The sequence below is a fragment of the Aureimonas sp. AU20 genome (genome assembly GCF_001442755.1).
Taxonomy (GTDB): domain Bacteria; phylum Pseudomonadota; class Alphaproteobacteria; order Rhizobiales; family Rhizobiaceae; genus Aureimonas.
This window is the reverse complement of sequence record NZ_CP006367.1, coordinates 3,086,157-3,111,648: the sequence shown is the minus strand read 5'-3', so window position 1 is coordinate 3,111,648 and position 25,492 is coordinate 3,086,157. Positions and strand designations below refer to the sequence as shown.

The 25,492-nt window shown below is 67.3% G+C and carries 17 protein-coding genes; 9 read left to right on the top strand and 8 right to left on the bottom strand.

Annotation, left to right across the window (positions count from 1 at the left end; all coding sequences use genetic code 11):
- The first annotated feature begins 17 nt into the window (after window positions 1–17).
- Window positions 18–887: a transporter substrate-binding domain-containing protein gene (locus M673_RS14060; protein WP_148640075.1), complete on the top strand. Its 870-nt coding sequence runs from the start codon at window positions 18–20 to the stop codon at window positions 885–887.
- 102 nt (window positions 888–989) lie between these two features.
- Complete coding sequence (locus M673_RS14055; protein WP_061976623.1) at window positions 990–2,651, top strand: lysine--tRNA ligase; 1,662 nt, start codon at window positions 990–992, stop codon at window positions 2,649–2,651.
- Window positions 2,652–2,723: 72 nt separating this feature from the next.
- On the opposite strand, the gene M673_RS14050 is transcribed toward M673_RS14055, so the two are convergent.
- Window positions 2,724–3,500, bottom strand: coding sequence for a thermonuclease family protein (locus M673_RS14050; protein WP_061976622.1), 777 nt, complete (start codon window positions 3,498–3,500; stop codon window positions 2,724–2,726).
- A 73-nt stretch (window positions 3,501–3,573) separates the two neighbouring features.
- On the bottom strand, window positions 3,574–4,218 hold the full coding sequence (locus tag M673_RS14045) for a S24 family peptidase (RefSeq protein WP_061976621.1): 645 nt from the start codon (window positions 4,216–4,218) through the stop codon (window positions 3,574–3,576).
- A 425-nt stretch (window positions 4,219–4,643) separates the two neighbouring features.
- Here M673_RS14045 and M673_RS14040 point away from each other — a divergent pair, with 425 nt between their 5' ends.
- Window positions 4,644–5,672, top strand: a complete 1,029-nt coding sequence (locus tag M673_RS14040) for a YihY/virulence factor BrkB family protein (RefSeq protein WP_061976620.1) — start codon at window positions 4,644–4,646, stop codon at window positions 5,670–5,672.
- A 64-nt stretch (window positions 5,673–5,736) separates the two neighbouring features.
- Here M673_RS14040 and M673_RS14035 read toward each other — a convergent pair whose 3' ends face one another.
- The gene (locus tag M673_RS14035; protein WP_061976619.1) at window positions 5,737–7,935 is read right to left on the bottom strand and encodes an FAD-dependent oxidoreductase; all 2,199 of its coding nucleotides are present in this window, start codon (window positions 7,933–7,935) and stop codon (window positions 5,737–5,739) included.
- Window positions 7,936–8,079: 144 nt separating this feature from the next.
- On the opposite strand from M673_RS14035, the gene M673_RS14030 reads away from it, so the two are divergent.
- Window positions 8,080–8,868 (top strand): EAL domain-containing protein, encoded by a 789-nt coding sequence (locus M673_RS14030; RefSeq protein ID WP_061976618.1) that lies wholly within the window; start codon window positions 8,080–8,082, stop codon window positions 8,866–8,868.
- Window positions 8,869–8,925: 57 nt separating this feature from the next.
- On the opposite strand, the gene M673_RS14025 is transcribed toward M673_RS14030, so the two are convergent.
- A complete protein-coding gene (locus M673_RS14025) occupies window positions 8,926–10,134 on the bottom strand; it encodes an acetyl-CoA C-acetyltransferase (protein WP_061976617.1) in 1,209 nt (402 codons plus the stop codon).
- Between the two features lie 267 nt (window positions 10,135–10,401).
- The gene (locus M673_RS14020) at window positions 10,402–12,198 is read right to left on the bottom strand and encodes an acyl-CoA dehydrogenase C-terminal domain-containing protein (protein WP_061976616.1); all 1,797 of its coding nucleotides are present in this window, start codon (window positions 12,196–12,198) and stop codon (window positions 10,402–10,404) included.
- 186 nt (window positions 12,199–12,384) lie between these two features.
- Here M673_RS14020 and M673_RS14015 point away from each other — a divergent pair, with 186 nt between their 5' ends.
- Complete coding sequence (locus M673_RS14015; protein WP_061976615.1) at window positions 12,385–14,217, top strand: aminopeptidase P family protein; 1,833 nt, start codon at window positions 12,385–12,387, stop codon at window positions 14,215–14,217.
- Here the strand turns inward: M673_RS14015 and M673_RS14010 are convergent.
- Both M673_RS14010 and M673_RS14005 read right to left on the bottom strand, forming a co-directional pair.
- Window positions 14,214–14,693 carry a BA14K family protein gene (locus tag M673_RS14010; RefSeq protein ID WP_061976614.1) on the bottom strand — a complete coding sequence of 160 codons (480 nt, stop codon included), beginning with the start codon at window positions 14,691–14,693 and terminating at the stop codon, window positions 14,214–14,216. The two genes, M673_RS14015 and M673_RS14010, sit on opposite strands and share 4 nt — an antisense overlap.
- A gap of 127 nt (window positions 14,694–14,820) precedes the next feature.
- Window positions 14,821–15,327, bottom strand: a complete 507-nt coding sequence (locus M673_RS14005; protein WP_082639460.1) for a BA14K family protein — start codon at window positions 15,325–15,327, stop codon at window positions 14,821–14,823.
- A gap of 403 nt (window positions 15,328–15,730) precedes the next feature.
- On the opposite strand from M673_RS14005, the gene M673_RS14000 reads away from it, so the two are divergent.
- From M673_RS14000 to M673_RS13990, 3 genes are read left to right on the top strand one after another with little or no spacing between them, the layout of a single operon-like run.
- Window positions 15,731–17,128 (top strand): hypothetical protein, encoded by a 1,398-nt coding sequence (locus M673_RS14000; protein WP_061976612.1) that lies wholly within the window; start codon window positions 15,731–15,733, stop codon window positions 17,126–17,128.
- 50 nt (window positions 17,129–17,178) lie between these two features.
- Window positions 17,179–17,652, top strand: a complete 474-nt coding sequence (locus M673_RS13995) for a hypothetical protein (RefSeq protein ID WP_061976611.1) — start codon at window positions 17,179–17,181, stop codon at window positions 17,650–17,652.
- Window positions 17,649–18,242, top strand: a complete 594-nt coding sequence (locus M673_RS13990) for a hypothetical protein (protein WP_061976610.1) — start codon at window positions 17,649–17,651, stop codon at window positions 18,240–18,242. Before M673_RS13995 ends, M673_RS13990 begins: the two co-directional genes overlap by 4 nt.
- Before the next feature lie 198 nt (window positions 18,243–18,440).
- Here M673_RS13990 and M673_RS13985 read toward each other — a convergent pair whose 3' ends face one another.
- The gene (locus tag M673_RS13985) at window positions 18,441–21,065 is read right to left on the bottom strand and encodes an ATP-dependent helicase (protein ID WP_061976609.1); all 2,625 of its coding nucleotides are present in this window, start codon (window positions 21,063–21,065) and stop codon (window positions 18,441–18,443) included.
- Between the two features lie 195 nt (window positions 21,066–21,260).
- Between M673_RS13985 and M673_RS13980 the strand changes: the two genes are divergently transcribed.
- Window positions 21,261–24,995: an AsmA family protein gene (locus M673_RS13980; protein ID WP_061976608.1), complete on the top strand. Its 3,735-nt coding sequence runs from the start codon at window positions 21,261–21,263 to the stop codon at window positions 24,993–24,995.
- The last annotated feature ends 497 nt before the right edge of the window (window positions 24,996–25,492 follow it).

Genomic DNA, 25,492 nt, shown 5'->3' with positions numbered 1-25,492 from the left:
GCGAAATGACGCGCAGGATGAAACCAACCGGCGCGCGAAACTTCGGCGTCTTGTCGCGCCTACGCAACCTGTCGGTTGCTCTGCTGCTTCTGGCCGAGCCGGCCAGCGCCCAGCAGGCCGTCGAGACACCGAATTTCCGCGATCAGGCGCAGCGTCTGGCCGAGCCCGACCTTTCCGCCCGCACACGGATTCGCTTCCTCACGGCGGTCGATTATCCCCCGTTCAACTTTCTCGACCAGCGCGGCCGGCTGACGGGTTTCCATGTCGATCTCGCCCGCGCGATCTGCGAGGAGCTGAACGTCACCGCGATCTGCCAGATCGAGGCGCGGCCCTTCGCCGAGCTCGCCTCCGCCTTGGAGAGCGGGGAGGGAGACGCCGTCGTCGCCGGGCTGGCGATCGCGGCCGAGAACCGCGCGCGCTTCGCCTTCACGCAGCCCTTCCTGCGCTTCCCCGCCCGCTTTCTCGTCGCGCGGGGGACGGACCTTTCGCAATCGCTGCGCACGGGGCTGGCGGGCGCCGACATCGGCGTCGTGGCCGGCAGCGCACACGAGGCGATGCTCCGCTCCTTCTTCCCGCAGGCGCGCGCCGTCGCTTTCGATTCGCCCGCCGATGCGCAAGCGGCGCTGCGCTCCAACCGTGTTCGAGCTCTGTTCGGGGACGGCGTCGCCCTGTCCTTCTGGCAGGCGAGCGAAGCGGCGGGGGAATGCTGCGAGTTCGCCGGCGGCCCCTATCTCTCCGATCGGTTCCTGGGGGAAGGGCTGGGGATCGCCGTGCGCGAGGACGATCCGCAGCTGGCAGCGGCCTTCGACTACGCGATCGGGCGCATCGTGCGCGACAAGCGCCTGTCGGAGCTTCTCCTGCGCTACTTCCCGATCAGCGCCTTCTGACCGCCCGAGTTTGTTGACGAAGGGCCGCGCGCGACCCATAGACCGGCCTAAAGCGACGCGCGCCGGGCGCGCGACACCCCTTGCATGAAGGAAACCGAACGAATGTCCGACGCGCCGCGGCCTTCCGTTTATGACGATGCCACGATCCACCCGGAGGCGTTGACCTCCAATGCCTGGCCCTTCGAGGAAGCGCGCAAGATCGTCAAGCGGCTGGAGCGGACCGGCAAGGGCGAGGCTCTGTTCGAAACGGGATACGGCCCTTCGGGCCTGCCCCATATCGGCACGTTTGGGGAAGTGGCGCGCACCACCATGGTGCGCAACGCCTTCCGCATCCTGACGCAGGACCAGGTGCCGACGCGGCTGATCTGCTTTTCCGACGACATGGACGGGATGCGCAAGATTCCCGAGAACGTGCCCGATCGCGCCGCGCTCGAGCCCTATCTCCAGAAGCCGTTGACGAATGTGCCCAATCCGTTCGGTGGCCAGTATGCGAGCTTCGCCGAGCACAACAACGCCATGCTCTGCCGCTTCCTCGACACGTTCGGCTTCGAATACGAGTTCGCCAGCGCGACCGACTATTATCGCTCGGGCCGCTTCGACACGGTGCTCTTGCGCGCGGCCGAGCGCTATGACGACATCATGGGCGTCATGCTGCCGACGCTGGGGACGGAGCGCCAAGCGACCTACAGCCCCTTCTTGCCGATCTCGCCCAAGACCGGCCGGGTCCTCTACGTGCCGATGAAGCATGTCGACGCCAAGGCCGGCACCGTCACCTTCCTCGACGAGGACGGAACGGAGACGACGCTGCCGGTCACCGGTGGGGCGGTGAAGCTGCAGTGGAAGCCCGATTTCGGCATGCGCTGGGCCGCGCTCGACGTCGATTTCGAGATGTTCGGCAAAGACCATCAGACCAATGCCGGGGTCTACGACCGGATCTGCGAGATCTTGGGCGGCGAGGCGCCGGAGCATTTCGTCTACGAACTCTTCCTCGACGCGGAAGGGGCGAAGATTTCCAAGTCGAAGGGCAACGGCCTGTCGATCGAGGACTGGCTGACCTACGCCTCGCCGGAAAGCCTCGGCCTTTACATGTTCAACAAGCCGCGCGCCGCCAAGCGTCTGCATTTCGACGTGATCCCCAAGGCGGTGGAGGATTACTACGCCTTCGCCAGCGCCTTCGACCGGCAAGACGCCAAGTCCCGCCTGCAGAATCCGGTGTTCCACATCCACAATGGCGAGCCGCCGGTAAAGGGCATCGCCGTGCCCTTCGCGCTGCTGCTCAACCTCGTTTCGGCCTCCAACGCCTCCGACGCCAAGACCCTCTGGGGCTTCATCTCGCGCTATGCGCCGGGCGTCACCGCCGAGAGCGATCCCGAGCTCGATCGGCTGGTGAGCTACGCCTTGCGCTATTTCGAGGATTTCGTGCGTCCGGCCAAGCGGTTCCGCGCGCCGGATGACGTGGAACGCGGGGCGTTGGAAGCTTTGGACGAGAAACTCGCCAGCCTTGCACTGGATGCCGATGCCGGCGCGATTCAGGACGCAGTGCTCGACGTGGCCCGGCCGCTGCCGCGCTACCAGGACGCCAAGAAGAAGGGGCCGGACGGCGGCCCCGGCGTGTCGCTGGAATGGTTCTCGGCGCTCTACCAGATCCTGATCGGGCAGGAGCGGGGGCCTCGCTTCGGCTCCTTCGTCGCACTCTACGGCATCGCCGAAACGCGCCGGCTGATCCGCGATGCGTTGGAAGGCCGGCTCCAGCCGCTGGCCTGAACTGGAGACAGGGCCGGGGTGCCTGGGCTTCCCCGGCTTGAGCGCTTGAGAGCGTCCGCCCTCTTGCGGGTGCTATTGCTGCGCGATCTCGAATTGCCAGATGCCCCGGCTTTCCTTGCGGGCGGCATTGGCCGTCGCCTCGTAGCGGCTGCCCGACTCCGCATTGGCCCAGCCATTGCGCACTAGCCATTCGCCGACATCCTCTTCGCCCAGCCGGCAGGCGACGGGCGCCTCCGGCGCCTGCTCGGCGGCGGGATCGCAGACCAGCGTGCGCCCTCGCAGCCAGGCCCGGAACTCCGTGCGCGCTCGCACACCGCAGGGCCAGGAGCGCGGCCCGTCGGCGCAGCGCGCGTCCGGCGCGATGGGCGCGACGCCTGCGATATGGATCATCGTCTCGCCGGAGCGGATCGTGCCGCTGTCCAGCGCGATCGGGAAGGGCAGGCGGCGTGTGCCCGGCACTTCCGGCTTGGCCGGCTCCGGGGCGAGGGCGGCCTCCTCGACGGGCGCTTGCGTCGTCTCCCCGGCGGCCGCGATCTCGGGCTCGCTCTCGGCGGCCGGAATCGCCGCGACAGGCGGCTCGGCTGCGCCGCTCACGACCGGCGGCAGGCGGTGCAGGGGGCCGACGGTCTCGACCGCGACGGGGCCGACCGTGCGCACGGGACCGAGGGTGAGTTCGGCCTCATTGGGCGTGGCGCCCGCTTCGCTCGAAGCCGGCGTCGAGGCTGCGGTTTCAGGGGTCTCGACCCGCGCGACGCGCCGTTCCACCGGCCCGAGCGCGGTCTGCGGCAGGAGAAACATCCACGCCAGAAGAAGCGCGCAGAGACCCAGCGCGATTCGAAAGGTTCGCATGTTCGGTCCTCGGTTTCGCCACGATGGGATCTAGCGCGGCGCCTTCCGGTTGGAATGTCGCAGGTGCTCGGCCCTACTGGCTGGCCCAAAGGATGCGGGCGATCCATTCGATCTCGGACGCGGCGAACTGGCGGTCGGGAAAGTCCGGGTTGACCGAGGCGAGTTCCACGGTCTTGGCGGTCTGCCGCTGCAGGATCTTCACCATGACCTCGCCGTCCCGCGTCTTGGCGACGACGCGGTCCCCCCGCCGCACCGAGGCGCCGGGCGAGACGATCACCACGTCGCCCTCACGGTAGAGCGGCATCATCGACTGGCCGGAAACCTCAAGCGCATAGAGCATGCCGTCCTGGCCGGGCAGTTCGATCTCGTCCCAACCCTGGCCCACGGGAAAGCCGGCATCGTCGAAGAAGCCGCCCACGCCGGCCTGCGCGAAGCCGATCAGCGGCACGGCGGCCGAGGGGCGCGCCGGCAGGTTGGCCGGCGACAGGCCACTGCCCAGAAACGAGGAGAACTCGGAAAACGCGACGCCCGTCGCCTCCAGGATCTTGGCGATCGATTCGGTCGAGGGCCAGCGCGGCCGCCCGTCGACGGCAAAGCGCTTGGAGCGGTTGAAGGTCGTGGGATCGAGCCCCGCCTTTCGGGCAAGGCCCGAGGGGGACAGCTTGCAGCGGGCGGCCAGAAGATCGATCGCCGTCCAGATGCGCTCGTGGGAAAACATGCGGATCGTCTCGAGGATCGGGGATGGAAGACCGAGGTCAAGGAATATTATCCTTGCCTTCCCATCTGTTTACGGTCGCCCGCGCGCGGTGTCGAGAGGCGAGAGCGCAACGGCTCCGGTTTTCCACGCCCGAGCGGCAAGCTTGCGCGGAATTTGGCCTTAGAGACTGTTTGAAAACTCGGTTGGGTCGGCCCGCTGGCGCTTTTCCGCCGCCACTTCGTTGCCAATCCTCGCCGATGCCACCGGCATCGACTGCGTTTGGCGCCTCGCGAACGTCAAAAAATCGCTCGGCGGCCCTCCGCCGCCGAGTTGTCAAACAATCTCATATATAGGTTCTCCACAGGCTGAAGGGGAACCTGCGGGCGGAGGCTGCATTCCGGTGGGTTCGCGGGCTGTGTCCGGCCTCGTGCTTCCTGGAGATGATCATGCCTGTGCCGGGCTTGCGCTTTGCCCCGAACACGACCGAGGAAACCCGCCGCCGCGCCAGCGAGCCGGGGCGGGGGCGCGACGCCAGTGGGCCGCTGGGCATCCCCTGGCGAGGCTGGAAGGACATCGCCTGGCGGCTTTGGTACTCGTTCTTCGAGGACCGGGTCATGCTGATCGCTGCCGGCGCGACCTTCTATCTCCTGCTGGCCCTGTTCCCGGCGCTGGCGGTCTTCGTCTCGCTCTATGGCATCGTCGCCGACCCGACCACGATCGCCGACCATATCGCCTATGTCGGCCAGTTTCTGCCGCGTGCCGGCACCGACATCTTGACCTCCCAGCTTCAATATCTCGTGACGCGCGATCCCGCCTCACTGTCGATCGGCTTCCTGTCGGGCCTTCTCTTCTCGCTCTGGAGCGCCAACAACGGCGTGAAGACGCTGTTCGAGGCGATGAACGTCGCCTATGGCGAGCAGGAGGAGCGTTCGTTCCTTCGGCTCAACGCCATCGCCTTCCTGTTCACCATGGGCGCGGTCTTCATCGGCATCGTGATGTTCGTGACGGTCGGCGTGGTGCCCATCATCATGAACCTGATCGGCGCGGAAAGCCTGACCGACGAACTGATCGCGGCGGCCCGCTGGCCGCTGGTCTTCGTTCTCGCGGTCGGCGGCATCAGCATGGTCTACCGCTATGGGCCGAGCCGCGCGCGGGCACGCTGGAAATGGGTCTTCTTCGGCGCCACGCTGACCGCCTGCATCTGGCTTCTCGCCTCGATGGGCTTCTCCTGGTACCTGCAGAACTTCGCCAATTACGGCGCCACCTATGGCTCGCTCGGCGCGGTGGTCGGCTTCATGATGTGGGTCTGGCTGTCCTCGACCATCTTCATCATCGGCGCCGAAATCAATGCCGAGATGGAGCACCAGACCGCGATGGATACGACCGACAAGCCGGACAAGCCGCTCGGCGCGCGGGGCGCGCGGGTCGCAGACACGATCGGCCGCAGCCTCGCCAAAGAAAAGCGGGCCCACTGAAATCAGCGGACCCGCCCGAGTTGAGAAGAGGTTGCAGCGGCCCGATCGGGCCGCCTTATCTGGCTCAGGCGGCTTCCGCCGCGCCGAAGCGGCCGTAGAAGCTCTCGCCGCGCTCGGCCATCTCGCGCAGCAGAGGCGTCGGGCGGAAGCGCTCGCCATGCTTGGCTTCCAGCTTCTCGCACAGGGCGACGAAGGCCTTGGCGCCCATGCCGTCGATGTAGGAGATCGTGCCGCCGGTATAAGGTGCATAACCGAAGCCGAGGATCGAGCCGACATCGGCCTCGCGCGGGTCGGTCACGACGCCTTCTTCCATGGTGCGCGCCGCTTCCAGCGCCATGGTGACGAGGAAGCGCTGCTTGAGCTCCGCGAAGTCCACGTCCTCCGGCTTCTGCTGCGGGAACTTCTCCTTCAGGCCCGGCCAGAGGTGCTTCTTGGCCGGCTTGGCGGGATAGTCGTAGAAGCCCTTGCCCGCCTTGCGGCCGAGACGTCCGTCCTCGGTCACCATGGATTCGACCAGCTGGAAATGGCGCGGATCGACCGCGTCCTCGCCCTCGTCGCGCATGGTCGCCTTCATGATGCGATGGCTGAGATCCACCGCCGTCTCGTCGTTCAGCGCCAGCGGGCCGACCGGCATGCCGGCGAACTTCGCCGCGTTCTCGATCATGGCCGGAGGCACGCCCTCGACCAGCATGTCGTAGGCCTCGGTCATGTAGCGCAGGACGCAGCGGTTGGCGAAGAAGCCGCGCGTGTCGTTGACGACGATCGGCGTCTTCTTGATGGCGCGCACGAAGTCGAGCGCGGTGGCGAGCGCAACGTCGCCCGTCTCCTTGCCGAGAATGATCTCGGTCAGCATCATCTTGTCGACCGGCGAGAAGAAGTGGATGCCGATAAAGCGCGAGGCGTCGGGGAAGGCCTCTGCCAGACTGGTGATCGGCAGGGTCGAGGTGTTGGAGGCGTAGATGGCGCCGGGCTTCAGCACCTCGGCCACCTTGCGCGTCACCTCCGCCTTGACGCCACGATCCTCGAACACGGCCTCGATCACCAGATCGACATCGCTGAGCGCGGCATAGTCCGGCGTCGCAGTGATACGCGCGAGCAGCGCCTCGGCCTCGTCTGGCTTGGCGCGGCCCTTCTTGACGAGACCGTCCATCAGACCGGCCGAATGCGCCTTGCCCTTGTCGGCGGCCTCCTGGTCGCGATCGATCAGCACGACCTCCAGCCCCGCCTTGGCTGCGACATAGGCAATGCCGGCGCCCATGAAGCCGGCGCCGATCACGCCGACGCGGCCGAGCGTCTGCTCGGGGACCCCGGACGGGCGCCGGGCGCCCTTGTTCAGCGCCTGCAGCGAAACGAAGAGCGAGCGGATCATCATTGCCGCTTCGGTGGTCTGGAGGACCTCCGTGAAGTAGCGCTGCTCGACCTTAAGCGCTTGATCGATTGGCAGCAGAAGACCTTCGTAGACGCATTTCACGATGGCGCGCGCGCCGGGATAATTATCCGCCGTCTCCTTGCGGTAGAGCGAGGCGACGGCCGGCCAGACCTGTGCCCCGGCGGGTGAATAGACCGGGCCGGACGGCAGCTTGAAGCCCTTCTCGTCCCAGGGCTTCACCGGCTTCAACCCGGCCCGCAGCATGGCCTTGGCCGCTTCGATCAGCCCGTCGGCCGGCACGACCTCGTCGATCAGCTTCATCGACTTGGCCTTGGCCGCCGACAGCGTCTCGCCTTTGAGGAGCATCTGGAGGGCCGACTGCGTGTCGGTGAGGCGCGGCACGCGCTGCGTACCACCGGCGCCGGGGAAGATGCCGACCTTCACTTCCGGCAGGCCCATCTTGGCTTCCGCGGCGGCCACGCGCCCGTGGCAGGCCAGCGCCAGCTCGAAGCCGCCGCCCATGCAGGTGCCGTTGATCGCCGCGACATAAGGCTTGCCGGAGGTTTCCAGCTTGCGCCAGATGCGGCCCATCTCGCCGCAGCGCTGAAACAGCTCGGCCACGGCCGCCGCCTCGTCCTCGCGCTTCTTCGCCTCGAAGGCGTCGAACATGCCGCGCAGCATCTTCAGATCGGCGCCGCCGGTGAAGGACCCCGCCTTGCCCGAGGCCAGCACCACGCCCTTCACCGCCTCGTCGGCGGCGAAGGCGTCGGCGAACGCGTCGATCTCGCGCATCACCTCTTCGGTGAAGACGTTCATCGAGCGGTCGGGCATGTCCCAGGTGACCACGACGATACCGTCTTCGTTCGGGCCGAGAGTGAAGTTCTTGTAGGTCATGCCTGTTTCCCGAAATGGATGTTTCAAGATGAAAGGTCGGGCGAATTCGAAGGACGGCTACGCAAGCCGCCCGGAAACTTCAGACTTTACTAAGGCGGCCCCTTGTAGACTGCCGAGGTCGGAGGGGCTGCGGAAGGAAGCGGAATGAGCTCGGGTTGTGACGGATGCCGGTCGGGCGAGCCGCTGGATTTCGACTTCTCGATGGCGTTCCAGCCGATCTACGATATCAGCGAAAGCCGCGTCTGGGGCTACGAAGCCTTGGTCCGAGGTCTTCAGGGGGAGGGCGCCTACAGCATCCTGTCCCAGGTCGGGCCGGATCAGAAATACCGGTTCGACCAGCGCTGCCGCGTCAAGGCGATCGAACTGGCCTCTCGGCTCTTCCCGCGCGAGCAGAGCGTGCGCCTGTCCATCAACTTCCTGCCCAATGCCGTCTACGAGCCGGCAGCCTGCCTGCGCGCGACGCTTCTCGCCGCCCGCAAGCACGACTTTCCGCTGGGCGCGCTGATGTTCGAGTTCACCGAGAACGAGGAGATCCTCGACACCGGCCATCTCCAGCGCATCCTGTCGGAATATCGCCGACAGGGCTTCGTCACCGCGCTGGACGATTTCGGCGCAGGCTTTGCCGGGCTGGGTCTCCTGGTGGACTTCCAGCCCGACCTCATCAAGCTCGACATGAAGCTCGTGCGCGGCATCGACACGAGCTATCCCCGACAGGTGGTCGTGGCCTCGATCACCTCCGCCGCGCGGGCGCTCGGCATAGAGGTTCTGGCCGAGGGCGTCGAGACGGAAGCCGAGTTCACGATCCTGCAGGTCGCCGGCATTCGCCTGTTCCAGGGCTACTACTTCGCCCGCCCCGCCTTCGAGGCGCTGCCCCAGCTGAACCTGCGCGGCGCGCGCGACATGGCCGCCGAGCTCGGCGTCCAGGTCTGCTGACGGCACAAGCCGGCCGACGGAAGGGGACAGGCGAGGGGCAGCCATGGCGGGCGCGGCTCAGACGCGCTCGATGATGGTCGCCGTGCCCATGCCGGCGCCGATGCAGAGCGTGACCAGCGCGGTCTGCTTGTTCTGCCGCTCGAGCTCGTCCAGCACCGTGCCGAGGATCATCGCGCCGGTCGCGCCGAGCGGATGGCCCATGGCGATGGCGCCGCCGTTGACGTTCATCCGGGCGGGGTCGATCTCGAAGGCCTGGAGATAGCGCAGCACCACGGCCGCGAAGGCCTCGTTCAGCTCGAACAGATCGATGTCCGAGAGCGCCATGCCGGAGCGCTCCAGAAGTTTCTTCGTCACGTCCACCGGGCCGGTCAGCATGAGCGCGGGGTCGGAGCCGATATTGCTGAAGGCGCGGATGCGCGCGCGGGGCTTCAGCCCCAGCGTGTCCCCGGCGCGCTTGGAGCCGAGCAGCACGGCGCCGGCGCCATCCACGATGCCGGACGAATTGCCGGCATGGTGGACGTGCTCGACGCTTTCGAGCTCGGGATGGGCCTGGATCGCCACTGCGTCGTAGCCGCCCATCTCGCCATGCGCGGCGAAGGAGGCGTTGAGGCTCCCAAGCGACTGCATGTCCGTTGTGGGGCGCATGTGCTCGTCGCGGTCGAGGATCACGAGCCCGTTCTGATCGCGCACCGGCACGACCGATTTCGCGAAGCGCCCGTCGGCCCAGGCTTCCGCCGCGCGGCGCTGCGACTCCACGGCATAAGCGTCGACGTCGTCTCGGCTGAAGCCGTATTTGGTGGCGATCAGATCGGCCGAGATGCCCTGCGGCATGAAATAGGCGGGGATGCCGACCGAGGGGTCCATGATCCAGGCGCCGCCCGACATGCCCATACCGACGCGCGACATGGATTCCACGCCGCCCGCGATCACGATGTCGTCGGAGCCGAAGCCGATCTTGGCGGCGCCGAGGTTCACCGCATCCAGCCCGGAGGCGCAGAAGCGCGAGATCTGAATGCCGGGCGCCGCGAAGTCGTATCCCGCCTCGAAGGCGGCGGCCTTGGGGATCACCGAGCCGGCTTCGCCCACGGGGTCGACGCAGCCGAAGATGATGTCGTCGACCTTGGCGGTGTCCAGCCCGTTGCGCTCGCGCAGCGATTCCAAGACCCGGGCGGCGAGGCGAACGGCCGGCACCTCGTGAAGGGCGCCGTCCTTCTTGCCCCGGCCGCGCGGGGTGCGAACATGATCGTAGATGAAGGCTTCAGTCATCAGACGCCTCGAAGAATCCAGAGATTGTTTCGCCCGCGACGGCCGTAATCAAGCAGCCCATTTCGAGCTAATTGATTGGCGGCCCAGCGAACGTCGTATTGCCAAGTGTAGAAATGATCTCCGGAATCACGGAGCTCCGGCTCATGATGAGTCCATATATGCCGCGCAACCTCGACGATGGTTGCTCCATCTCTATGGTCTCGTAAGGCTGCAGTAACCCATTCTACAAACTGCTCTCGCACGATGACTCCAAGATAAGTTTGCGTCTTAGAAGACGGCGGCGTCCAGCGCCATCATCGAGGTGGAGCCCGAGGAGATGCGGGCAAGGTGGGCGGCCGTTTCCGGCATCAGGCGGTCCATGAAGAAACGCGCCGTCACGAGCTTGGCCTCCAGGAAGGCGGGATCGGCCGCGCTGCCGTCGCCGAGCTTCTCCGCCGCCACCTTGGCCATCTGCGCCCACATGTAGCCGAGCGCCACGAGGCCGAAGAGATGCATGTAGTCGGTCGAGGCCGCGCCCGCGTTGTCGGGCTTGCCCATGGCGTTGCCCATCAGCCAGAGCGTCGCCGCCTGCAGGTCGTTCAGCCCCTTCTTCAGCCCCTTGGTGAAGGGCGACAGGCGCTCGTCGGCGCGATGCGCCTCGCAGAAGGCGCCGACCTCGGCGAAGAAGCTCTGCACGGCGCGGCCGTTGTTCAGCGCCAGCTTGCGGCCGACGAGGTCGAGCGCCTGGATGCCGTTGGCGCCCTCGTAGATCTGGGCGATGCGCGCGTCGCGCACATACTGCTCCATGCCCCATTCCGCGATATAGCCGTGGCCGCCATAGACCTGCTGCGCCATCACGGCGTTGTCGAAGCCCTTGTCGGTCAGCACGCCCTTGATGACGGGGGTCATCAGACCCAGCCAGTCGTCCGCCGCCTCGCGCTCCTTGGCGTCCTGCGACAGGTGGAACAGGTCGCCCTTCAGCGCGGTCCAGAGAATCAGCGCTCGGCCGCCCTCGTTCACCGCGCGGATGGTCATCAGCATGCGGCGGATGTCGGGATGGACGATGATCGGGTCGGCGCGCTTCTCCGGCGCCTTGGTGCCGGAGAGCGAACGGCCCTGAATGCGCTCGCGGGCGTAGGCGACGGCATTCTGATAGGCGATCTCGGAAACGGCGAGCCCCTGCACGCCGACGCCGAGCCGCGCCTCGTTCATCATGGTGAACATGGCGCGCAGGCCCTTGTCGGCCTCGCCCACCAGCCAGCCCGTTGCCCCGTCATAGTTCATGACGCAGGTGGCGTTGCCGTGGATGCCCATCTTCTCCTCGATCGAACCGCAGGAGACGGCATTGCGCGCGCCGATGGCACCGGACTTGTCGGTGAGGAACTTCGGCACGACGAAAAGCGAGATGCCTTTCACGCCTTCCGGCGCGCCCTCGATGCGGGCGAGAACGAGATGGATGATGTTGTCGGAGAGATCGTGCTCGCCGGCCGAGATGAAGATCTTCTGGCCGGTGATGCGATAGGACCCGTCGCCCACCGGCGCGGCCTTCGTGCGCAAGAGGCCCAGATCGGTGCCGCAATGGGGCTCCGTCAGGTTCATCGTGCCGGTCCAGATGCCCTCGATCATCTTGGGCAGGTAGAGCTGCTTCTGCTCCTGCGTCCCGTGCTGCTCCAGCGCCGCGATCGCGCCGCGCGTCAGGCCGGGATACATGGCGAAGGCCATGTTGGCGGAGGAGAGATATTCGTTCACGGCGGCGGCCACCGTGTGCGGCAGGCCCTGGCCGCCATAGGCCGGGTCGGCCGAGAGCCCGCCCCAGCCGGCTTCGCGGAACTGGTTATAGGCCTGCTTGAAACCGGTGGGTGTCGTGACCGAGCCGTCCTCGTGGCGATGGCAACCCTCGCGGTCGCCCGTCTGGTTCAGTGGGAAGAACACATCCTGCGCAAACCGTCCGGCTTCGCCCAGCACGGCTTCCACGATATCGGGCGAGGCTTCCGCGAAGGCTGCAAGGTTGCTGTGTCGCTCGATACCCAACAGATCGTTGAGCACGAACAGCGTATCGGCCACGGGCGCCTGATAGACCGGCATCGCGATCCCTCCTCGGATGAAGCGATTTTGACGTTTGCGTAAACGTAAGATCGAACATAGCGAGCCTGATCGCGACGTGCAAGCACCCCCATGATGAACCTTTTCGCTTGAGCCGGGCGTGCGGATTTGGAACAGACGAAGGCAGACTCTGCCTCTTCAACCTGCCGCGACAAAGGGAAGCCACCCATGTTCCAGGATTTCGACGAGATGTCCGACTCCTCGCAATCGGCTTCGCGCGTCGAGCGCCTGCGCGCCGCGCTGGCGGAGGCGGGCGTCGATGGGTTCGTGGTGCCGCGCGCCGACGAGCACCAGGGCGAGTACATCCCGCCCTCCGCCGCGCGCCTCGGCTGGCTGACCGGCTTCACCGGTTCGGCCGGCACGGCCCTGGTTCTGCCCCAGAGCGCCGTGCTCTTCACCGATGGGCGCTACACCGTGCAGGTGCGCGCGCAGATCGACGGCACGGTCTTCACGCCGGAGAATTCGGTCGAGACGCCGCTCGCCAGCTATCTCGGCGACAAGGCCAAGGGCCTTCGCATCGGCTTCGACCCTTGGCTCCACACGCTGGCCGAAGTGAAGGCGCTGACGAAGACCATGGAGGAGGCGGGCGGCGCACTGGTGCCGCTCCAGCACAATCCGGTGGACCGCATCTGGCAGGATCGCCCGGTCGCTCCCAAGGGCCGGGTGGCGCTGCAACCCGTCGCCTATGCCGGCGTGGAGGCCGGCGAGAAGCTGGAAATGATCCGCGAAGGCCTGCGCAAGGCCAAGGCTGACGGTGTCGTTCTGACCGACCCGAGTTCGGTCGCCTGGGTCTTCAACATTCGAGGCAGCGACGTTCCCCACACGCCCCTGCCGCTGTCCTTCGCGCTGATTCCTGCTGCGGGGCCGGCGGTGCTTTTCATCGATGGGGACAAGCTGGACGGGGAAGCGAGAGCGGCGTTTTCCAGCCTCGCCGCGATCGAGGCGCCCGAGCGCCTGGAGCCAGCGCTCGCGGCCTTCGCGGAAGGCAAGACGGTGATGCTGGACCCCGCGCTCACCGCCGACCGGCTGGGTCGCATCGTAGCGGGCGCGGGCGGGCGCATCGTCGAGAAGGAAGACCCCGCCCGATTGCCCCGCGCGCGCAAGAACGCGGTTGAGATCGAGGGGTCGCGACGCGCCCATCTGCGCGACGGCGCGGCTATCACCTCGTTCCTGGCCTGGCTGGACCGGCAGCCGGCCGGCAGCGTCACCGAAATCGACGCCGCCGAGAGGCTGGAAGCCATCCGCGGCCGGTTCGGCGAAGCGGACGGAATGCCGCTCCGCGACCTGTCCTTCGACACGATCTCCGCCGCCGGCCCCAATGCGGCGCTGCCGCACTACCGGGTCAATCGCGCGTCCAACCGCACGCTGGGGGAAGGAGAGATTTTTCTCGTCGATTCCGGCGCGCAGTATCAGGACGGTACGACCGACATCACGCGGACCGTGGCGCTGGGCGTCGTGCCGGACGAGGTGCGGCAGAAGTTCACGCTGGTGCTGAAGGGCATGATCGCCATTTCCACGGCACGCTTTCCCAAGGGCACGCGCGGGATGGACCTCGATCCGCTCGCCCGCATCGCGCTCTGGCGCGCAAGTTGCGACTTCGCCCATGGCACGGGGCATGGGGTCGGCGCGTTCCTCGCAGTTCACGAAGGGCCGCAATCCATCTCGCGCCGGGGCGTGGCGGTGCTGGAGCCCGGCATGATTGTCTCAAACGAGCCGGGCTATTACCGTGAGGGCGCCTTCGGCATCCGGATCGAGAACCTCTTGTTGACGCAAGATGCCGCACCCATCGAGGGCGGCGATCTGCCCATGCATGGGTTCGAGACGCTGACCTTCGCGCCGATCGACCGCCGGCTCGTCGTGCGCTCACTCATGACTGCGGACGAGATCGACTGGCTGAACGCCTACCATGCCGAGGTGGCGAAACGGATCGGCCCTCGGCTGGACGCCGAAGACCGTCACTGGCTGGAACTGGCGACCCGGCCCTTGCCCGACCCCGCCTAGCGGCAGAGGCGGCGAGGGCCGTTGCTCGGCTGAAAGGTGCCCGAATCGTGGTCGAAGGAGCGGTAGCGCGCCTCGCACCAGCGATACCATTCGGCGCTGAATGGAGCGGGGCGACCAATGCCTCGCTCCGCGCGTGCATTGCGCTCGGCCTGTCCGATGGCGGCATTCTGGTCGAAGGCGAGAACGGCGCCGGCCTGAACGAGCGGATCGGGCCTGTAGTAGCCGGGAACGGGAGGCGCCGGTTCGGCATAATAGAGCGGGCCAGCCACTGCAGGTCCGCCGAACTGGCCGACCGTCTTGCGATAATAAGGGCCGGTGACCCGGCTTGGCACAATGGGAAACTGAGTCTCCCGCGCATAGACGGGGCGATTGTAGGGATCGATGCCGACGAACTCGCCGGCCGATGCCCAAGTCGGGAGCGCCATCAAGCTGGCGAGCGCCAGAAGGCCCGCCTTCAATTTCGTTCGCCTCGCCATATCAACCTCTCCCCAACCTTGCGCCAAACTGGTCTGGAGGGAATGCGGCATGGGGGTTCGAGTTCCCCGGACAGCAAGATGGCCGCGCCCAAGGGACGCGGCCATCTTGCAGGTCAGGCCGATGCGTTCAGCGGCAGAGCTGACGCGGGCCGTTATAGGGCTGGAACGTACCCGAACCGGGGTCGAAGGACCGGTAGCGGGACGCGCAATAGCGATACCAATCGCGTGTCCACGGGCGGAGTCCGTAGGCCGGTGCCACATAGCGCGGTGCGGCGTAGCGGGGCTGGTTGGCGCTGGCGATCGCCGCGCCGACACCCAGGCCCAGGATCGCGCCAGCGATGGCCGCGCCGCCATTGTTGTGGCGATGGCGATAGTAGCGGGGACCACCGCCATAATAGCGCGGGCCCCCGTAGTAGCCGGGGCCGCCGCCGTAATAGCCCGGACCCGGGCCGCCGCGATAATAGCCGGGGCCACCCCGGTACGGGCGGTAGCCATAGCCGCCGCCCCAATAAGGATCGGCCTTGGCCGCGGTGGCGCCGACGATGGGAACACTGGCCGGGATGGCAGCAGGCAACATGGTCAGCGCAATCGCGACGGCCAAGACCTTACCCCCGAGCATTCTTGCGATACGCATGGATCACTCCGGCAAAGCTATAAGTCTGCCTAAGGAACAACGCGCCGCCTGAACGGTTCCTGAACGTAAGCCGCCTGAAGGCTCGGCCGATCATATCCTCGTGATCTCGACGCTTCTATCTGCCACCTGACCCGAGAAAGGGGCTTGGGTGCGACGAGTGACGTTCAAAAACGACAATTTGCGGAAAACTTCGGTTACCAATTCTTAAGGCAATTGCTTCGGCACGCGCGAGGCGGCAAGACAGGCGATGAAGCCTTAGCCTTCGGGGTCCCGTTCCATGACGTCACCTTTGTCCTTCTTCCTCCGGCTCGGCTCGCCGCGGCCTGAAGCCGCTGGGAATGGCGAAGGCCAGGCGCAGGCGCCGATCCCGCCGCAGGCGCAGACGGTCAGGAGACCCCCTCCGATGGAGACGACGTCCGTGCCCGCCTCGCTTCCTCCCCTGGACGGGATCGGGCAGCGCAACGAGGTGCTGCGGGTTCGGATCGGCGAAATGTCGGAACGGCTCGGCGAGCTGCGCACGCTGACGGACGACTTCTCGCTCCTGATTGCGCCGATCGAGACGATCGCCGGCGAACTCTCACAGACCAAGGCGCGCGTTCTCGAACTCGAAGCGCTCCATTCGCAGGAGGTCGACGGCAACCAGTCGCTCCGCCGCGAGGTGGACGATCTTCTCAGCCGCAACTCGCAGGCGATGGCCGATCTCACGGCCATGACCGGCCGGGTCGGGCGGCTGGAAACCACGCTGCGCGAGAACGAGACGATCCTGGACGAGCAGCGCCTGACGCTGCGCGAACGCACCTCCCATGCCAACGCGCTGGAGCGGCAGCTCCTAGCCGAGGTCGAGCAGAACCAGTCGCTCTCGCTCGAGGTGAAGACGCTGCGCGCCGAGGCGCAGATTTCCGAACAGGCCCTCAACGAGGCCGAGCGGCTGCTGTCGGAAACCGAGGAGAAGCGGCAGATTCTGGACGGCGAGAACCGCCGGTTGCAGCTTCTGGCCGAGGAGCAGTCGGCCGAACTCGTGGCGCTCTACGGTCGCCTCAACGAGATCGAGCAGCAGGTCGACCAGAACCTCCAGACAATTTCGACGCTGGAAACCCAGCTCGCCTCCGAGCAGGCGGCGCGCCAGCGCAGCGTCGCCCAGCACGAGGCCGATCTCGGCGCCTTGAAGACCGAGCGCGCCAACTCGGCCATGAAGATCGAGACCTTGAGCGCGCGCCTCGCCGCCACGGACCAGATCCTGGTGCAGGTGCGCAACCAGCTGCGCGAGCGCGAGGAAACGGTGCGCTCGGCCGACCGGGCGGTGAAGGAGGCTTCGGCCGACCGCACCACCCTGGAGCGGCGCGTGGAAAGCCTGCGCGCCGATAACGGCCGCCTTTCCACCATGCTCCAGGAGGCCGACAAGGGCCGCAACGAGATGGAAGCGCGCTGCGACATGCTGGTGAAGGCGCTGGCGGCCAAGGACGCCTCGCTCGAAAGCGTCAATTCGCGCGCCGCCAATCTCACCGACCGGGTGGAAGCGCTGACCCTGCGTTTCGAGCAGGAGCGCATGGCGCTCGAGGTCGCTAACCGTCGATTGATCGAGGAGTTGCAGAACGAGCGCGCCGAACGCACACTCGCGCAAGGGGCGCTCGACATCGCGCGCGAAAGCCGCTCGGCGCTCCAGCGGCAGAACGAAAGCCTCAAACGCGCCACGCGCGGCCGCCATGGCGAAGGGGCCATCGACCTGCCGCCGGAAACCGCCGCGCGCGAGGACAGGCCATCCAACGTGCGCCCCTTCACGGCGCCCGACAAGAACGATTGAGCGCCTTCGGGCGTTGAGGAATGCGGCAAGGGACGAGGGGAAACCGAGGCATGACGATCAGAGGGAACGAAGAGATCGGGTTGAGCCTGCGTCAGAGCCTGTCCGACATGGCCGACGAGCGCGGTGACGCCGGCTACTCGCTGGTCACGACGGGGAGCGAGCCGAAGCGGGACTGGTCGGCGGCGCTCGACCTCGTGCGCGAGGCGAGCGAAGCCATCCGCATCCGCGACGAGCGCACGACCGAGATGGAGATCGAGCACCGGCTCGACGCCGAGCGGGCGGCCGAGGAGATCCGCTCTCTGCAGGAGCAGCTCGACGAGACCGAGGTGCGCCTGGCCGAGTCCGAGGCGCGCGCGCGCCGGGCCGAGGCCCGCGCCAGCGAGGCGGAAGCTTGGCTCGCCAAGATGCACGACGCCATAATCGGCAGTTTCAGCAAGGTGGTCGGGACGGAAAGCGACGACGCGCAGGTCGAGGCCGATCTGCGCGCCGCCTTCTTGAACAATCCGCAGGGAGATGAGCAATGAGCGCGATCCGCACCGAGATTGCCGACGATCTGGATCTCGATCCCGGCCAGCCGGACCGCCCCTCGGCGCTGTTCGACATGGCGGCCGAGGAACTCGGGAGCCTGTTTCGCGGCGGCGAACCGCTGCCGCTGCGCGAGGGTGACATTCCGCCCCCCGCCAACGAGGGCAGCGCGATCCTCGTCGCCCCGTCGACGGACCTGATCGAGCCCGCCGCCAATCTGCCGGTCGACGCGCCCGGCGGCGACTGGACGCAGACGCTCACCATGGTAGAGCAGGCGGCCGGCACGATCCGCAGCTACGAGAAGCGCTTTGCGCAGCTGGAGAAGCAGAATCGCTCGCTGGCCGATCGCTCGGCGGAAGAGCACCAGCGCGCCCAGGCCCAGATCCTGTCGCTGGAAGAGCGGCTGAAGCAGGCGGACGAGAAGATCGCCGGTGCCGAAGTCGCCCTGCGCAACGCCGAATACAACGAGTGGGAAACGACCGTTCGCGCCAAGCGCGCCGAGCAGCGCGCCGAAGAGGCCGAGGCGCGGGCACGGCAGGCGGAAGCCTATCTGCGCCGGGTCCACGAGCTTCTGGCCGGCCTGTCCTGAAATCGGGTCTCGACCCGAGACTCCTGAATAGCAGAACGCCCGGATTGCCTTGAAGCGATCCGGGCGTTTCGCGTTTTGGTCTTCCAGAGCATTCTCGGTGATCCCGATCCGCCGGGAATGCTCAAGCCTATGGTTCTTTCCGCCTTATCCCGGCAAAACCTATCCGCTTTGCCCGGAGACGTTCAAAGCCGGCCGCGCTCAGATCGGGGAAACGAACCCGTCCAGAACGCGCTTCTGCCCGGCCCGGTCGAAATCCACCGTCAGCTTGTTGCCTTCCACCACGGCCACCGTGCCGTTGCCGAACTTCATGTGGAACACCCGGTCCCCCACGAAGAAGGGGCTTGCCTCTTCCGATACGGACTTGGCGACGAGCGTGCCCTCGATCTCGCGCGGGCCGCCGCTCTTGGCCGATGAGTAGAGGCCGCCGCCCTTGCGCGGCGGCTGGTTGGAGCCGCGCGAGCGCTGGGCGGAATGGGCGTCCTCCATCCGCCCGGCAAAGCCGCTGCCACCGCCGGAGGCTGTGCCGCCGTCGCGCGCGATGTATTTGTCGGCCGTGGCGGAGGCTCTGGCGCCCGAGCCGGAAACGCCGCCCTCGCCATATTCGATGCGCCGGCCGCGCCCGCCCTCGTAGGTGCTGCCCGAGCCGTTCGCAGCTTGCGCGCGCCGCCAGCCCGGCGTGCCGTAGGATGAGGCGCTGAAGGCGTTGGCGTCCCAGCGCGAGGCGCCGTAGCCGCCCATGCCCCCGGCGCCGTAGCCGCCATAGGAGGCGGAGGCCTCGACGACCTCGACATGATCCTCTGGCAGTTCATCGAGAAAGCGCGAGGGGATCGTGGTCTGCCACATGCCATGGATGCGGCGGTTGGAGACGAAGGAAATCTTCACCCGCCGCTTGCCGCGCGTGATGCCGACATAGGCAAGGCGCCGTTCCTCCTCCAGCCCCGAGCGCCCGCCTTCGTCCAGCGAGCGCTGGTGCGGAAACAGGCCTTCCTCCCAGCCGGGCAGGAACACGGTCTCGAACTCCAGGCCCTTGGCCGAATGCAGCGTCATGATTGACACGGCGTCGGTCTGGGCGTTCTGCTCGGTGTCCATGACGAGGGCGATATGCTCGAGAAAGCCGGGCAGGCTTTCGTAATCGTCCATGGAGCGGATCAGCTCCTTGAGGTTTTCCAGCCGGCCAGGCGCCTCGGCCGAGCGGTCGGCCTGCCACATCTCGGTATAGCCGGACTCGTCGAGGATCATCTCGGCGAGATCGGTGTGGCGCGTCGTGGACAGGAGGCCGGACCAGCGGTCGAAATTGCGCGCGACATCCGCCAGCGCCGCGCGCGGGCGCGGCTTCAGCTCGTCGCCCTGCACGAGATCGCCCGCCGCCGCCAGAAGTGGCATGCCCTTGGCTCTGGCATATTCGTGCAGGAGCTTCAGCGCCGCGTCGCCAAGGCCCCGTTTGGGCGTGTTGACGATGCGCTCGAAGGCGAGATCATCCGCCGGCTGACAGACACAGCGAAAATAGGCCAGCGCGTCCCGGATCTCCTGGCGCTCGTAGAAGCGCGGGCCGCCGATGACGCGGTAGTTGAGGCCGAGCGTGACGAAGCGATCCTCGAACTCGCGCATCTGGAACGAGGCGCGCACCAGGATCGCCATGTCGTTCAGCTTGTGGTCCTTGCGCTGTAGCTGCTCGATCTCTTCGCCGATCGAGCGCGCCTCCTCCTCCGAATCCCAGCCCGCGTTGACGGCGACCTTCTCGTGCTCTGGGTCGTGGAAATCGGTGAACAGCGTCTTGCCCAGCCGGTCCTCGTTCACGGCGATGAGGCCGGAGGCCGCGCCCAGGATATGCGCGGTGGAGCGATAGTTGCGCTCCAGGCGGATCACGCTCGCGCCCGGAAAATCCTTCTCGAAGCGCAGGATATTGTCCACCTCCGCGCCGCGCCAGCCATAGATGGACTGGTCGTCGTCGCCGACGCAGCAGACGTTCACCTTGTCCTGGCCGGCGTCGCGGCGCACCTGCGAGCTTTGGGCGAGCAGCCGCAGCCAGAGATACTGCGCGACGTTGGTGTCCTGATATTCGTCCACCAGGATGTAGCGGAAGCGCCGGTGATAGTCGGCGAGGATGTCCGGGTGGTCGCGAAAGATCGCGATCGGATGCAGAAGCAGATCGCCGAAATCGGTGGCGTTCAGCGTCGCCAGCCGCGCCTGATAGGCGCGGTAGAGCTCGCGCCCCTTGCCGTTGCCGAAGGAGCGCGCGTCGCCTTCGGGGATCGTCTCCGGCGTCAGGCCCTTGTTCTTCCAGCCGTCCAGGAGATTGGCGAAGGTGCGCGCCGGCCAGCGTTTGTCGTCTAGATTCTCGGCCTGCAGCAATTGCTTGATGAGGCGAATCTGATCGTCCGTGTCGAGAATGGTGAAGTTCGATTTCAGCCCCACGAGTTCGGCGTGGCGGCGCAGGATCTTCACGCCGATCGAGTGGAACGTGCCGAGCCAGGGCATGCCCTCGACCTCGCCGCCGACCAGAAGCCCGATGCGCGTCTTCATCTCGCGCGCGGCCTTGTTGGTGAAGGTCACGGCCAGGATCTGCGAGGGGTAGGCGAGGCGCTGGCTGAGGATATGGGCGATGCGCGTGGTGAGCACCCGCGTCTTGCCCGTGCCCGCGCCCGCCAGAACCAGAACCGGGCCTTCCGTGGTTTCCACGGCGGCGCGCTGCTCGGGATTGAGGCCCGCGAGATAGTCGGCCGCCGGCGTCGCCACGGGGCCACCGCGGGCGGCCAAGGCGCGCGCGGCGATGCCGGAGGATTTCTTCGGGGGCGGCGCGGATGGATCGGTCATCTCGGTCATGGCCGACTACTTAATGGATTCTTCCGGGAACACTAGGGGAACAGCCCCCACGGAGTGAAGCGGGATTTCGCACGCAGGCTTCGTGATCCTCGCCCGCAAGCCTTTGTTTGCCGCGCTTGGCAAGTTGATCGCCGATGCGCGCAAGCCGCATGACCGCCGGGTGGTAAAACTGTTAGGATTTCCGGAGGTTGGGGCATGCGCCCCGTGATTCGAGCGAAATTCGAGGGGAAGGCTCAGGCGTTGCGGCTGTTCATCGTCTTCGGCGGCTTGCTGATCGCGTGTCTTCTAGCTCTTCTGGTGGGTCCGCGCTTCGTGGACTGGACGGGCTATCGCACGGCGTTCGAGACCGAGGCCTCGCGCCTCGTCGGGCGCAAGGTCGAAGTGCGCGGCGCCGTCTCCGCCCAGCTCCTGCCCTTTCCCTCCATCGCCTTCAACGACGTCGTGGTGGGGGAGGCGGCCGACCCGATTCTGACCATGGCGGCCTTCCGCATGGATGCCGAGCTTGCGCCCTTCCTGTCGGGCGAAGTCCGCATCTTCAACACCGAGCTGGACGCGCCGCGCCTGTCGCTGCCCGTCGATGCCAGCGGCGCGGTGCGCTGGCCGATCGCCGCTTCCAGCCTGCCGACCAGCCTGCCGGTCGTGTTCGAGAAGGTTCGCATCGCCGACGGCTCGGTTCTCCTGACCGACCGCAGGCTCGACCGCCGCGTCCGGCTGGATGCGATCGACGCCGATCTGTCCGCCCGCTCGCTTCTCGGCCCCATCTCCGGGACGGGAACTCTGCGCCTCAACGACCAGCCGCTGCGCGTCAGCCTGTCGACCGGCATCGCGCCGGGCGACGGAACCCTGTCGCTTCGCGTGACGGCCGAGTCCGATTCGCCGAGCCTTTCGGTCAGCGTGTCCGGCATCGCCTCCAGCGTGCCGGGCAAACCGCTGGTGGACGGAACGCTGACCCTGCGCACGCCGCTGGCCGAGCCCAGCCTTCGCGCGGTGACGCCCTGGCCCGCCATCCAGCTTCACGGCGGCTTTCAGCTTTCCACCCAGCGCATCGCCCTGTCGGACCTTCGCGCCTCGGTGGGCGAGGGCGAAACGCCTTATCTCGTCACCGGCGCGGCGTCCCTCAACCTCGCGCCGATCCCGCATTTCGACGTGGACCTGTCCGGCCAGGACATCGATCTCGACCAGATCGCCCCAGCCGGCACCGAAGCGGGAACGGCGCCGAGCTTCACCGACCGGGTGCAGGCCGTGCGCGCCGCCCTGCGGCGTTTGCCGGCGAGCCCCTTTCCCGGCCGCGTGCGCATCGCCCTGCCGATCGTGACGATCGGCGATACGCCGATCCGCGAGGTGCGTTTTTCCGGCTCACCGTCGCAGGGCGGCTGGTCGATCGACCGCGTGTCGGGCGAGCTGCCGGGCCGCACGCTGGTGGAGGCCTCGGGCGTCGCGGAACTCGGCGCAACCCCTGGGTTTCGCGGATTGCTGCTTCTCGCCGCGCGCCAGCCCGCGACCTTCTTCAACTGGGCGGGGCTCGGCGGCACCGCCAGTCTGGCGCAGCTGGAGCAGGCCGGCCTCCAGGCCAAGGTGGAGCTGGGCGCCGCCACGCAGCGCTTCGATCAGCTCGAACTCAATCTCGGCGGACAAGTTCTGCGCGGCACGGTCAACCGAACCGTGCGGCCCGAGGGCGTGGCGACGGCGGTGGAACTGCGCGGCGACGCGGTGGACCTCGAACCGCTTCTGGCGCTGGCCGGGCTGCGGCCGCAGGCCGAGGGCGAGGCGGAGCGGACCGAGCTGCAACTCTCCGCCGCGCCCCTGCGCTATGCCGGGATGCAGGCCGATAGCGTCGAGGCGGACGTAACGCTGTCGGGAGACCTCCTCGACATCAGCGCCTTCGACGCCAACGGCTTGGCGGGCGCGGACATTCATGCCGAGGGCACGATCGCCACCGTGTCGAGCGCCCCGGTGCCCGATCTCAGCGTCGAACTCTCCGCCGACGAGCCGGCCCGCTTCCTCGCCTTCCTGCGCACCCGCCTGCCGGAAAGCCCGCTTCTCAAGGTCGTGGCCGCGCGCGGCACGGTGCTCGGGCCGCTGTCGCTGAGCGGCACGGCTTCGCCGGTCACCGCTGCCGGCCGAAGCGATCTCGTGGCCGAACTCAGCGGACAGGCGGGGGGCACGGATCTCACGGTCAAGCTCGCGTTGGAAAACGGCCTCGCCGCCGCTTGGAAGGACGGGCGCTTTGGGCTGGACATGGTGCTGCGCAACGATAAGCCGGTGGATCTTCTCGGGCAGGTCGGCCTTCCCGCGCTCGATCTCGGCGCGCCGGGTCCGCTCGCCCTGCATCTCGTGTCCTCCGGCGCGCCGAGCGAGGGGGCGAGCGTTTCGCTGAGCGCGGAAGCGCCGGGCTCCAGCCTGACGCTGGAGGGCACGGCGGCGCTGGCGGAGGCGGGCCTCGCCTCGCTCGACGCGCGCCTTGCGCTTCGCAGCGAGGAAGCCAGCCTTTGGCTGACGACGCTGGGCCTCGGTCTCGGCCAGGGCGTCGACGCCTTGCCGGTGGACGCCAAGGCTCGGCTCAAATGGTTCGGCGGCGACTGGGTTCTGGACGAGGTGGAGGGTCATGTCGCCGACAATCGCTTCACCGGGCAGCTTTCGGCGGCAGGTGGCAGCGGCGTCATCGGAAAGCTGCGGCTCGACCATCTCTCGGCCGACTGGCTGCTTACCCTGCTGACGGGCGTCGCGCAGGAAGGCGCGGACGCCGACACCCGCCCCTTCGCCGCGCCCTTCCTGCCCGAGCGCGCCTTCCGGCTGGCGCTGGAGGCGGGAACGCTGGAGGGGGCGCCTGGCTCTCTTCGCGATCTCAAGGCGAATGTGAACGGCACGGCCACGGAACTGACCGTCAGCGATTTCGAGGCCGGGCTCGGCGAAGGACGGGTGGAGGGCAGCGGCCGGTTCAGCAATGTCGGCGGCCTCGTCGGCACGCGTTGGACCTGGCGCCTGGCCGATCGACCGGTGCAACTGGGAGGCGGGGAGGGCGCTATCCTGTCCGGGCTGCTCGACGCCGACATGACCTTCCAGGCGGGCGGGCAGACCTGGCAGGCGCTGCGCCTTTCGGCCGACGGAACCGGAAACGCCTCGCTGCGCAACGCCAAGCTCTTCGGCACGTCGCCGGACGTGATGCGACCCGTTCTCGCCGCCGCCGACGAGAAAGGCTTCAGCGCGACGGACGAGGCAGTCGCGCGTCTCGTAGGCGCGGCGCAGACCGCGAGCAGTCTCGATCTCGGTACGGTGTCGGCCGGGCTGCGGCTCGGCAACGGCACGCTGCAGATCGGGCCAGCCGAGGCGCAGGCCAGCGGCCTGACCCTTAATGGGGAGGCGCGCGTCGCGTTGGCCGACCGCGCCCTTTCGGGTCGCATCGACATCGCGCTTCCCAAGCCGGTGGAGGAGGACGTCGTGGACGCCCCCGATCCGGCCCTCGTCTACACGCTCTCGGGCACGCTTTCGCAGCCGCGCCGCGACATCGGCGTCGCCCCGCTCACCAGCTATCTCGCCTCCCGCGCCTATCAGATCGAGCAGGCGCGGGTTCGCACGCTCGAAGAGGCGCTACGCGAAACCGTGCGCCTGCGCCGCGAAGTTCGCTTTTATGAGGCGCGGGCGAAAGAGCGGGACGCGCTTCGCGACGCACGTTTGAAAAGCGAGGAGGAAGCCCGGCGCGCCGAGTTGGAGCGCGCTGAGGCCGCTCGTGCGGAGGCGGCTCGCGCGGAGGCCGCCCGGGTCGAGACCGAGCGTCGGCGCGCCGCCAGCGAAGCCGCCGCCACGCCGACCCCGCCATCCGCCGCGACCGGCACGCTCGATCTCGAAGCCCCTCCGGTAACCGTGCCGCAACCCGCCTCGCAGAGCGGTTTCCCGAGTCTTCCCGGTGTCCAGAATCCGACGCGGTTCTGAGCGGTGCAAGGGGACTGAGAGATAGGAGCTTAGGTGCAATCGCTGTCTCTCTCGATGGAAGGCAGCGCTTGGGAGCCTACGACCAGACTTGCTGGCAGGAGGATAGGAGTGATGCCTTGTCGGTCGCTAGGGACGAGGCTTGGGGGTAATGCTGAGGCGCGGTGCGTGCCATCTGCGACGACATAAGCGGACAAAAGCTATTTGCTTGTTCTCAGCAGGTTTCGCCTGAATGCAGAAGCGATGTCTGAACAGCGACAGCTTGATCTGATTTGGCACCATCGCTGCCGCCCGAAGCAGGAAGGCGATTAAAGATCACGCAACGGATCTCGCCTGATCGTCCTAGCGATCGGTCGCAAACGCACCTATGCGCGGCCTCTGGGGTGCTCAGACGGCAGCCCTATCATCCCTTGCAAATCAGGCTCGTGCTTTTTCCGCGCTTGACCCTTCGGTCAGGTCGCTTTCGTTACGGTCCCAAGAGATGGAATGCCTGCGCAGGC